Genomic DNA, 12,321 nt, shown 5'->3' with positions numbered 1-12,321 from the left:
GGTAGTAAGAAATTTAAAGTAGTCGGTTTTATTTTGAATTAAACAAAATATCAAAAACCATTGTTGTAAACATTATACAACAATTTTTAATTTAAAAAAAGTTAAGACATCATATTTGGGTAAAGCTTGCGCGCGTACACGCGAAAGCTTTAAAGCAGGGTAAGGCGTGCTTAAAAATCCTAACCGGATTGCACTTTTTACCCTTCCTATATAATCCAAAGGATTATATAGCTTTTTTATTAATTTAATTAGAAAATATGCCACAAGTTCTTTTTTGTCATACAACCTATGCCATTTATCAAAAAAAGCTGCTCTCTTATATACTACGTATATAAGGATTTGGCAGTTTTTTTAATAACGATTATGCCACTTTTATTTAAATAAATAGATATTTCAGATTATCAGTTTGATTAAAAATCATTAATTTTTTAATAGTTTCATAATTAAATGTTGCAAATCTTCTTTTAATTTGGCTTTTCAAGTGATGATTCATAAATGTTTCAGTATGTGAACCTATATAGCCGTTTTCGTATTCATAAACACTTTTAGGCACTAAGTTATTCATGAGATATTTTTTTAATTTAATAATTTCAGTTATCTTAGATTTATTAAGCTTGTAGTCATTTTTTATAAGTTTAGCTAATAAATCGATGGCGCCTTGAATATCAAAGTTGTTAATTAATTGCTTATAAATGTGATAAATTTTTTGATTTAATTTAGACTCTAAATAGCTAAATATTTTTTGATTTTTACGATACTTAGTTAATGTATAACCTAATGTTTTCATACCTTTTTGTACCATATGAAAATGATCTAAAATGTATTTAGCATTTAACTTTTTTGCTATAGATTTAATCCATCTAGCGCCATCACCTATTACAATAATTTCTAATTTTTTACCATAGATATCCTCAATTTTTGCAGTCAAAAAATCAGCTCATTGCTGATTGTTTTTACTATTATTTTTGTTAGATGCAAACTTTTCAACTATGACTGTTTTACCTATTATTTTATTAGTATCACTGTCAAAACCTAAATGTAAAACTAGCATTCTTAAACGATTTTTAATTACTTTTTTATTGCTATCTCTTTCTCTATGAAAGCCATCATCAGCTTCTAAATAGACATATTTTCTATCTTTTGCAAGTTCCAAATAATCTATTTTTTCATTATTAAAATTTTCATTTTTTACAAAATTAATTACCGATCTTGCGCTAAAAAAATTACCATAATATTTAGTAATTTTATATGATGACAAACCGGTAAGATAAAGCTTTTTTATATCACTTTTAAATGTTTTATCTATTCTTTGATATTTATTATTTTTTAATAATTCATGATTATCAAATAATTTTGTTTTTGTTTTAGAGCCATCTTTAATGTAATATTTTGTGATTTTAACTTCTAAAATACCAAATTCAGTTATTAATTTTCGTGTAATATAACAATGAATTTTTCATCCCGATTGCTTTCTTTCTATTGAATTCCGATATAGATAATCTTTATGTTCGATTTTGTTTTTTAAAAAATATAACATCTTATTTTGCATATTAAAAACCTCCTTATTTTTTATAAGGAGGAACATATAAGATGCTTTTAAAAACGCCCATTTCATTTAATAGCCAAAGAATAAATACCAATATCGTTATTCCTATAATAAATTTAAATATTTTTCCCATATAAAACCTTTCTGCATTTTAAAATTTATTTTACATACCTAATTCTAAATCTTCTTCTAACCTATCTTTTTCTATTTCTTTTTCTTGCTGATTACTTTTAGATTTCATTTTTTCTCTAAATTCATCCGCTGTTATTGAAGATCTATAACCCGCTTCATGAAGCAATTCTAATTTAACGGAATTAATAGTATTTGAAATTGAGCGCTTAATTTCTTTTTCATTTATTTTATTTTGATTTTCATATGTTTCCATAATAGAAGCAATTTTTTCATTAGATAATTTACTTTTTATATAATCAAACGAAATGTCAAATTCATAATCTAGCAATTCTTTGTTTCCATAAATAATTTGTTTTAATACATTACCATTATTATTAACTTTTACTTGGATTAAATTAATTAATGGCGGAACTTGATCAGCATTGTTTTGAATTTCATTTAAAATTTTTAATGAATCTTCTAGCGGTAATTTTAATTCTTCCAATTTTGATATTTTTGAATGATCAGTTATTTTTCATAAATCATCCTCATGAATTCTAAACAATTGCGTTGTATCAACATAAGTATCTCTTTTAAATAATAAACCAGCTTTATTATTAGGTTTAATAATCATTTCGCCTTTGAAAGGTTCTCTCATTTTTCCTTTTATTTTTTTGCCAGTATTAGGATCTTCATAATAATTATGAACACTTCTACCTTTAACGTAGTAATAGCATTCATCTCCCTCACTATAAAACACAATGATAGGGTGATCATCTAAAGGCAATAAAAATCTACTAAAAACAAGCGGTTGTTCAGATATTTTTTTAGTCATTTGCGGCTTAAAATTATCTATAATTCTTTTTTTATTTTTTGTTTCCATAATTGATTTCCTTTTGTTTATTTTAAATTTATATTATTAATTATATATTAATTTATATAAATTTAAATATTTTTTTAATATAAATAAAATATTATTTTTTATATTTTAAACAATATAAAAGTAATATAAATAAAATATTTTATTTAATATATTTTTTATATATTAAATGATATAATAATACATATAATTATAAATTCAATAGTAGGAAGTGGAATGAAAAAAGCTAAAAAAATTGTATTTGCAAATAATAAAGGTGGAGTTGGTAAAACAACTCTTTCAAGCAATTATGCATCATTACTTTCTAAAAAAGGTTTTAAGGTACTTATTATTGATGCTGATTCACAAGCTAATATGTTAAATCATTTCAATAAATACATATCAGGTAAGCTTAAATGTACATTATTAGATATAACTTTTAGAGAGCATGTAAAAGTTGAAGATTGCATTATTGATATTAATGAAAATTTATCGTTAATACCTTGCGAAGATGCTTTTAAAGATTTTGATTATAAAGTACTTAATGGAGAAAAATTTAAGCACTTCAAAGACATAATTAAAGAAATAGAAGCTTTGAATATATATGACTATATTTTGATCGATACAGAGCCTAAAAAATCTACCGCAGTTTTAACTACATTAGTTTCAAGTGATGAAGTCATAATTCCTTTTACATATACATCATCAGGTGTATCGGGTATATTTAAAATGAAACAATTTATCGATGTGGCTAAAAGAACAAATAAAAATCTTAAAATCAAAGCTTTGGTTGGTAATAAATTTGAAATGGTTTCAAAAGCTCACAAAGAGATAAAACAACAAATGGAAAAACTAGATATATATGTTGCTAAAACAATTATTAATAAATCAATTGCAGATGAAACAAATATTGTTATGTTTGGCGAACCTATATGTTTAACTAAAAGGAATAATAAATTTACATTAGCATTTCAAGATCTAGTTCAAGAGTTGGAAAATTTATAATAAGTTAAGGGGTATTAAATGAAAGATAAAAAAGAAATTAATTTTGATATCAATGAGTTAGAAAAAATTGCACTAGAGGGCAAAGCTCAGAGCTCGAATGGTTTAAATAAAAAAAATATTAATGATTCAACAAAATCAAAAATTGATGACTTGTTTTTTACAAAGGAAAAAGATGAAAAAAAATCATCACTCTTTATTTTGAAAGTTGAAAATAAAAAAAGAATAAAAAGTCTTGCTAAAAAAACCGGTAAATCTCAAAGTGAAATTTTAGATAAGATTATTGAAGTATTTTTTGAAAAAATGTTGAATGATAAATAATAAATTTGAAAATGAAAAAACTTGCAAGTGCAAGTTTTATTTTTATATTTTGCAATTATTTGATTTTTTTAGATTTAATAAATTTACGGAAAAATTTATATGCTCCTAAACCTAATAGTCAAGCTCCGAATGCTACCGTAGGTATTAACCAAAGAAGATGTAATTTATTTTTAGTAATAAAGCTTTGATTTGAACCTGAATCGGGGTCTAAATTACCTTCTTCATCATTATTTTCAGCATCTTTTAAAGCTTTTTTTCATTTGTCATCATCTAAATAGCTATAATCACCCACTTTATTATTTACTTTAATGCTTGTTTGATTTGAAGCTTTGAGACTAATTGCAACAATTCTAAATGAATTGGTATTAATGCTATTCTTATTTTTTACTAGCTTAACTAATTCATTTAAATCATTAATATCTGGTATATTGTAATCCTTATTGTATTCTAATTTAAAATCTTTTAATTGATTTTCTACAGCCCTTATAATTCGTGATTTTAGAGCTTGCGGAGCTCTTTCCATTAGATCTACATCTTTTAAATTAATTTTACTTAAATCAATAATTGTTGTTAAATTAGAATCAATTAATTTAACCTTAAAAGTTGTTGAATTAATAATATTTTGTTCAGATCCTATAACTTCAAAATTTACATAATTAGGTTTATTAACAATTAAAAGCATAATCGAAGCTTCGAAATCTTTAATTTCCACATTTTTATTTAATTGATAGTACTTAGGCAATTGTTTATTTACATGATCAAAAATTTCTTTGTAAATAGCTTCTAAATCATCGCCACTAACAATTAAATTTGGAATTTTTATGTTTGATAAATCTAATGTTTTGCCTATTGTATTTTCATCTGCAATAGTATTAATTACTTTTAAATATTTATCACCGCTTAAATTTTTAAGCTCGCCTTTTGGCAATACTCTTAAACGAATATTTGTAATTTTTAAAAAATTGGTATCGCGAGCTTGCGGCGGTATCATTTGATCAATTTTTGCATCTAAATCAGCAATGTCTCAATCTTGATTATAAACATAAAAAGGATCAATGTATTTTTGAATTTCGTTAATTAAATATTTTTTAATAGCTTGTTTATCAGTTAATCCTTTTAAATCAATTTGTTCAATCAAAATGTTATTAAAAGGATTGATTTTTTTGTTGAAAGATTCATCAAGAAAGTTTTTTACAATTACAAATCTCCGAGCTTCGGGATCAATAATATGCGTAGCTTCAAAATCCTTATTAATATCAAAAGTAATTTCAATATTATCATTTTCCATTTTTGAAATTCATTTACTTACCTTATCTTCATTACCTAGTCCTACATCTAAATATTGATCAACATAGTTAAAAGGATTAGAAAAGAATTGACTAGAAGTTAATGTTTTAGTTATATTTTGAATAGCTAAAACATTAACTTTGGGAGTAATAATTGTTTTGTTAGTTTTGTTTTTAAGGAATTCATCTCATTCTTTTTTTCAAATAATAGGTACATATATTTTAGATAGTGAACTATCCACACGTCATATATCATCAGCTTGATTAGATCAAAAATTAAACTCAATTAAATTATCGTTATCACTTGATATATTTGCGCTTCATGATAATTTATCTTTATTCTCAAATTGTCCTATTCAGCTATTTAACAAAGCTTGATCAGGATTGAAATCTTCTTTGTTTATTGTTTTAGCATACTCTTTTACTTTATTAGTTAAAACATTTGGTTGAATTATAAATGAAAGCCCTTCATTATTTAATTTTCCCGAAAAAGCATCACTTACATAATTTTTTCAATAATTCAATACTTCTTCATAACTTAATTTTTTAATTTGGTTGTCATTGATATTTTTTATTTTATTTAAATATGAAGCTAAATGTTTGCCAGCCGTTGTTTCTCATAAAGGTTTAATTTTTGGATGTGTGAAATTAGAACTAAATAATTGTTGGGGATTATTTTGTCCTATTCCTACTAATTTATAACCATTCATGCCTTTTAATGTTCTCGTACTAAATAATCAAACTCCGGATGTTGAAAAATAATTATTTTCATTTTGTCCAGTTAATGAAAAATCAGTTCCATTTTTATTACTTGATGTTGATGCATCATCTATCAATTCGAATGTATTTAAATTATTTTGATTTACCTTATAACGAAGCTTCTGTGTTGCGGGTGATAAAAGTGTTAAATTTGCGCCCTTACCAGATAAGCTTCCTTCAGCAATAAATCCTCAATAATAATTATTTGCACTTGTAATTCTTTCTCCATCGATATTAATTGGATCTTGTAAAAATCTAGTGTCATTTGGTAAAAAATTATCATTACCAGTATAGTCAACTCATAGAAGCTCTTTTTTTGTCCCGGTTGCAGGGTCAATTAAAGGATCATAAAATTTATTAGGTATTTTATTACCGGTAATTGGATCTATTTTGACATTACCGGTTTCTAAATTAATTTCATAAGGTTCAATTAGTTTCTTTTGCTCAGGATTATTATTTGGATCTCATGCAAATCATTTCACATTTAAAATTGGGTTAACAGAATCAATAATAATTACCATTCTAAATTCGCTTAAAGCTTCTGCATTTTCATCATTGATGCTTCCTTTGCGGTATTTAACAATTTTTAGTTCATATTCATTCGGTCCTGGTTTGTCATCTTCGTTTTTTTGTAATCTCAAATCTTGCAAGTTAAGATGAAAATTTTTATCTAAAACATCTACTTTTTTATCATTAACAAATAAAATTTCGTTTTCAATTAATGTTGTATCAAAATCAATTGTTGCTCCAGTGTTATAAGCTCATTTACCACCTCATTCATAACCTAAAGCATCTCTTGATTGATTATCTCTTGTATCATTAATTCTTGTTTTAACATCTCTAACTAAATTTGTATTGTGTGCATTATCTAAACTTAAATATCACCCAGGAGTAATTACAATTCTATTTAGTCCAATTAGTTTACTTCGATATTTATCAGTTTCAATAAAATTAATTCCTAAATCATTATCTAAATAAAATCTTTTTCATGTTCTTGAACTTGGATCTAAAAATTCTATAAAAAATCTAATTCTATCATTAGGAAAAGCTCCCCCAGATGAACTAATTTGATATTTTAAATTTGCACTATATTTATGTTCTTGATTATTTCATCAAGATAATCTTTTTTCTTCTAAATAATCTAAATTAGATTTTTCTCCCGCTCCATCTTGTGTTCTTAAACCATTAGATCTTCCGGTGTCTGTATTAATACTTATTGTTTTATTACTATTTATAAATTCAGTTTGAAATTTGTTCCTTAAGTTCAATAGATAGACATTTAACTCATTTGTTGTTTTGATAGTCTCAGAATAATTAACTTCTAAATCAAAACTTAAATTTATTCTAAATTTAGTATATTGTAAAGTTTTGTAATTACCATCAATTCCGTTTAAAAAGAAATTTACTCTAGCATTTATATTATTAATTTTGGCATTTATAAAAGTTTTACCATTAAGTGATGTGATAATTGAGTTTAAAAAGTTATTAAATGTATTATTTGATTGTCAGTAAGATAAAAAAGATATTTTTGAATTTTCATTATAGAAATAATTTATTTCTAAATTATTTTTTAAATTTTTTAATTCTTCTATATTATTAATTCTTATAGGTGTTTTTCATTGGAATTGAGCAAAATCACCATTATCTAATATTTCTTTTTTGTCTTTAATTGTTGGAGCAAAATTTGTAATACTATTTCCGCTAATTTCTTTAAGCGATAGTTTTTCATTAGCCCCATATCATTTAGGGGGTATAAGAATTGAATTATAACTAAAATCTCCAAATCCAAAACTCCCCATTGTGAGCCTAACACTGGAATAATTTCTTTCTGTACCTTCAAAGTGGTTGTAAGAATGCTTGGCATTTTTTGTTCTTTTTAAGTTAAAAAACTTGTATTCTACTTTAGGATTAAAGTTTTTATTAGTTGTTAAGAAAACCCTCCTTGATAATAAACTATCAGGTGAAGTTTCAAAACTTATGTTAAATTGTTTTTTTAATGTTTTTCTTTCTTCTCTTGTATCGATTGATGAACTAGGATTATATTCAGTTGCAGATATCACAAAAATTGGCGATATAGCAATTGCTGCAATTGGTATAAATCCTAAATTTATTATTTTTTTATATTTCATATTTCTCCTTTGATTTTTTTAAAATAAAAATACACTAAATAGCAAGTTAAATTGCATTAGTGTATTTTTAGTATCATTAAGAATAAATTATTTTATTTCAGCATTGGGTCAAAAATAAAATTTATTTTTGCCATCGTTTAAAAATTGTTTTCAAGAAGCTTCAATTTCTGCTTGAGTTCAATTTTCTTTTAGTTTAATAGGGGTAATTTTAGGATAAAAATATTTTTCAATTACTTCTTTTTCTCATTCGGCAAAAGCAAAGTTATTTTTTAAAAGCGGTTTATCATGGCCATAAAATTCTCATAATTTAAATTCCATTAAAAAAAGTACATTATTTCAGTCTTCGATGATTTTTTTATAAATATCTTTGTCATTGATATCGTTGCCCACATTTAAATCTTGTAAAAATACTTTTTCTTCATCTATTGAAAGATATTGTTGTGGAGATAAAGTTAATTCAGAAGCATCTTCTATTTTATCCATAATTTTAGAAAATTTAGTTTTATTATCATCAAAAGATTTTTCAATATCATTTTCATCTATCAATGTTAAAAAAGCTATTTGTAAATCTATTCAAGCATTTAAATAACGTATAGTCAATTCTTGATTAAGAGAAAGTAATATAATAGGCAAATTTAAATTTAATGCTAATGAATCCATTGACTCTTCAAAATTATTATTTTTTACATTAAAAACATTATTAAATAATCTATTAGGTCTTATTGCATAATCAATAACTTTTTTATATGAAGGATCTTTTTTTAATTTTTCTTGATAATCAATAGTTTTTTTAGATAATGAATTATTATTAGAATTTTTAATAGAATCCCAATTTTTTTTAATATATTCGATATCTCCTAATAATGTTTTAGCTTCATAATATTTAGCTAATAATGCAGCTTTGAAAGCTTCAGGATTGTTTCTTAACCCAGGAGACTCTAAATCAATTATCTTATCTAAATTACGAACTCAGTTTCAAACTTTTTCATATCCTTGATCTTCTCGTTTAGGTCAAGGGAAACTTGCAGATACTTGATTTGCATTAAAAGCTCCATTACCAGGATTTTTAGGGGTGCTAGGAGTTCCAATTTTATTTCTAGCATCATCTTGTCAATTAGATCCTTCACCAGGATCTTGAACATTAGAAGCTTTGACTCCACAAGCAACTAAAACGCCAGGAAAAATTATTGATAAACCCATTAAACTAAATCATTTTTTCTTACCCATATTTAAAACCTCGTTATATAAAATAAAATATTTTTGTTATATTAATTTTTATATTTTTATTATATATTAATTATATTTTATTTATATAATTATTAATATAGTTAATAATATTTTATCAATATAATTAACAATATAAAAATATTTTATTTTTTATTTCTTAATGATACATTTGCAATTTATGTTGTATTTTTATAATAATTAATATTTAAAACCATACTTGCTTATTAAACTCCTTCATTTAAATTATTTTCTCTAAATAGAGATTCTTGCTCAAATTTGTTATAGTGCATATCTAAAATAATTTTATTACCCACATTTGAAGATAATAACAATTGCCCTCTATCAGCATTTATTAAAAAATCTTTTTCATGTTGATGAATATAGTTTTCACTATCACTTTTTGCACTCGGATTATAAAGTTCATTAATTCTTTGAATATCATCACCAGTTAAATTGAAAAATAAATGGTATTGCATGTTTTTTAAAATCCCATTTGTTTTGCTAATTAAATTTTCATTTAAGGTAAAATCACTTGGATTTTGAGTTGTAATAAAGATTGACCCATTATATTTTCTAATTGTTTTGGTTGTTTGAAATAAGAAGTCTAATGTTGCTTCATTGTTTTTATCAATAAAATAGTGAGCTTCATCTACCACAAGCATTGTTCTAACTTTTTTACTTTCATTGTTAAAAAAGTTGTAATTAATTTTTGTTTGAATGAAATTTAATAATTGAAAAAATGCTGCATTTTGAGCAATACTATTTTTATTGTCAGTTAGCATTTTAGTATCGATGATTACTAAATCACTTTGCAAATTAATATTAGTATAAGCATTGTATGTTTTTGCATAAATGCCTTGATTTCCAAATGTTATATCAAATCAATTTTTTAAACGAATTTTTGTTTTGTTATAAATTTCTTTTTCTTCACTATTAAATTTTAAATTAGCTAATTCATCAACAAGATTTGAAATAGTTGGGAACTGATTACTTTTTAAATTCATTAAATTAATGTTTTTATAAAAACCGAAATTTTTATACATTTTAATACAAGCTTTAGTGATCAAAAAAACACTATCATCATCTAATTTTTCATTAATAATCTTTAATCATTCAATAAATTTATTTATTTGATTAGAAATAATAATTTCATTATTTAATAATAGATTTTTATCATTTTCTTCAGTTAATGAAAATGTTATTTCTAAGGGGTTTAATGATGTTTTCCCAGTACCTAAATCAATTCATGTACTATTAGGCAATTTAGCTAGGTTTTGATATTCTCTTTGCGGATCGATAACTATAACTTGTGCTTTTTGATTAATTTTATTATCTAAAATAAATTTCATCATTGCAGTTGTTTTACCACTTCCGGATTTACCAAAAATAACTAAATTAGAATTAATGTGTTTTCTATTTCTTTTTCAAATGTCTAAAATCACAGGGTTTTTATTACTCATTCCAAGAATGAAATCATTGCCATCATTATAATTTTCAAAAGTAAAAGGAAAGCCGTTTGCTATATTTCTTGAAACCATTTGAGTTTCTTCTTTTAAATAGTCTAAAACAGAAAAATTAGCAGCTGCTAAACCTTTAAATTGTCTAAAAATAAGCTTGTTGATTTTTAATTTTTCATCCTTGCAATTTTTTGAATTTAAATTTTCTAAATTTTTTAAATCTTCCTTAGATGTTGCTATATTTAAAAAGACAATTGTTCCATCTAACAACTTTTGTTTACTAATTTGTATTAAATCAGTAGTTTCTTCGATAGCTTGCAACTCTAAAATAGATTTTTTATTTCTAAAACCAGATCTTCTATCTAAATTCATTGCTGTTTCGATATCATGATTAGTTTTATCAATAATTTTGTTATATTTTTCATCTTCAATCGGATTTAAATGTCAAAAAATAATACTATCGGTATTAAATATTGTATCAGTTCATTTATTTTCAATTTGAATTCCATATTCTCCTACAATTTGAACTGAATAAAGTAAATCATCCATTTTAAAATAATTTTTAAAAAACATTACATCATCAAATTGAAGTTTGTTTTCTAAATTTTCAATTTGATTGTTTTCAATATCTATTTCAGTTTTTAGAAAAGGTCGGTAAATATTGTAAATAAATTTAAAAGCTTCTTCAGTTGTTAATTTATCAGGAAAAAAATTTGCTTTTTGTAAATCATTAGTAATGTTTTTAATATTTTCTTCAACTTCAAATTTACTTTTTCCATATACAACAACATAATAATTAGGTATTAAATCTATTTTTTCTAAATTATCAAAATCATTTTTTTTATTTAATAAATATTGATATGTTAATTCAATATCTTTTGGCATATTTTTTAAATATTGTTTTTGCAATTTTGATAGCTTTGTTTCAATTTCAAAAATAATTTGGTTATAACTATTTAATTCATCGGACTTAACAAAAGTTATTTTATGCTCAATGCTATTAAAAAAACTAATTAAATTGTTTAACAATACTTCTCTTTCATTATGAATTTTTGTTCATAAGTTATAACCATTAATTTTCAAAATGCCAAAATGATGTTTAGATTTCATTTCAACTATACCATTATCAATTTTTTTATAAGGAATTAATAACGAAGTATTATTTGCTTTTTGATTTTTTTTATAATTTTTATTATTTAATGAAAATGATAATCATCTAAAAAATATTACCCAACCTCTAGTTCCGTGTTTTGGATAATAAAATAATGAAGGCATAAAAATTGCACTTAATCCTAAACCCACACCTAATTTTATATAATGCTCATATTTGATATCTTTAGGAACACCTAAAAATACAACAATTAAAACTATACAAAGTAAAAAAACAGCAACAATTGAATCTTCAGCATAAAAATTTTTATATAAAGGTGTTTTATTTTTTTTAATTTTTCTAGGTTGAAGCATATTTTATTTTCCTTTTTTTGCTGTATTGTTTTTATTTAATTGCAATGAACTTAATGAAGGTCCTGGGGGGTTATATTTTAAATCATTTGCAAAATGCCCTATTGCTCCATTTCTCGATAAAGCTCAGTTCACTAATTTATTACCATCTTTATTTTTATAA

7 protein-coding genes are annotated in these 12,321 nt (G+C 23.8%); 2 read left to right on the top strand and 5 right to left on the bottom strand.

All coding sequences use genetic code 4. The features are described from left to right. Positions 1-376: 376 nt before the first annotated feature. Together ACW95P_RS04790 and ACW95P_RS04785 are read right to left on the bottom strand one after the other, a co-directional pair. The gene (locus ACW95P_RS04790; protein WP_457962127.1) at positions 377-1,549 is read right to left on the bottom strand and encodes an Mbov_0401 family ICE element transposase-like protein; all 1,173 of its coding nucleotides are present in this window, start codon (positions 1,547-1,549) and stop codon (positions 377-379) included. 160 nt (positions 1,550-1,709) lie between these two features. Further along, positions 1,710-2,540 (bottom strand): Mbov_0400 family ICE element protein, encoded by an 831-nt coding sequence (locus ACW95P_RS04785; protein ID WP_457962126.1) that lies wholly within the window; start codon positions 2,538-2,540, stop codon positions 1,710-1,712. Between the two features lie 213 nt (positions 2,541-2,753). Here ACW95P_RS04785 and ACW95P_RS04780 point away from each other — a divergent pair, with 213 nt between their 5' ends. Together ACW95P_RS04780 and ACW95P_RS04775 are read left to right on the top strand one after the other, a co-directional pair. After that, positions 2,754-3,521 carry a ParA family protein gene (locus ACW95P_RS04780; RefSeq protein WP_457962125.1) on the top strand — a complete coding sequence of 256 codons (768 nt, stop codon included), beginning with the start codon at positions 2,754-2,756 and terminating at the stop codon, positions 3,519-3,521. Positions 3,522-3,539: 18 nt separating this feature from the next. Beyond that, positions 3,540-3,839 carry a hypothetical protein gene (locus ACW95P_RS04775; protein WP_457962123.1) on the top strand — a complete coding sequence of 100 codons (300 nt, stop codon included), beginning with the start codon at positions 3,540-3,542 and terminating at the stop codon, positions 3,837-3,839. A gap of 55 nt (positions 3,840-3,894) precedes the next feature. Here the strand turns inward: ACW95P_RS04775 and ACW95P_RS04770 are convergent, their stop codons facing one another. From ACW95P_RS04770 to ACW95P_RS04760, 3 genes are all read right to left on the bottom strand, one after another. After that, positions 3,895-8,013: an Mbov_0399 family ICE element protein gene (locus ACW95P_RS04770; protein WP_457962122.1), complete on the bottom strand. Its 4,119-nt coding sequence runs from the start codon at positions 8,011-8,013 to the stop codon at positions 3,895-3,897. An 87-nt stretch (positions 8,014-8,100) separates the two neighbouring features. After that, positions 8,101-9,240, bottom strand: a complete 1,140-nt coding sequence (locus ACW95P_RS04765) for a hypothetical protein (RefSeq protein WP_457962121.1) — start codon at positions 9,238-9,240, stop codon at positions 8,101-8,103. 224 nt (positions 9,241-9,464) lie between these two features. Then, positions 9,465-12,161, bottom strand: a complete 2,697-nt coding sequence (locus tag ACW95P_RS04760) for an Mbov_0397 family ICE element conjugal transfer ATPase (RefSeq protein ID WP_457962120.1) — start codon at positions 12,159-12,161, stop codon at positions 9,465-9,467. Positions 12,162-12,321: the final 160 nt, after the last annotated feature.

The organism is Mycoplasma pogonae (genome assembly GCF_054170725.1).
This window is presented reverse-complemented; position numbering and strand designations above follow the sequence as displayed.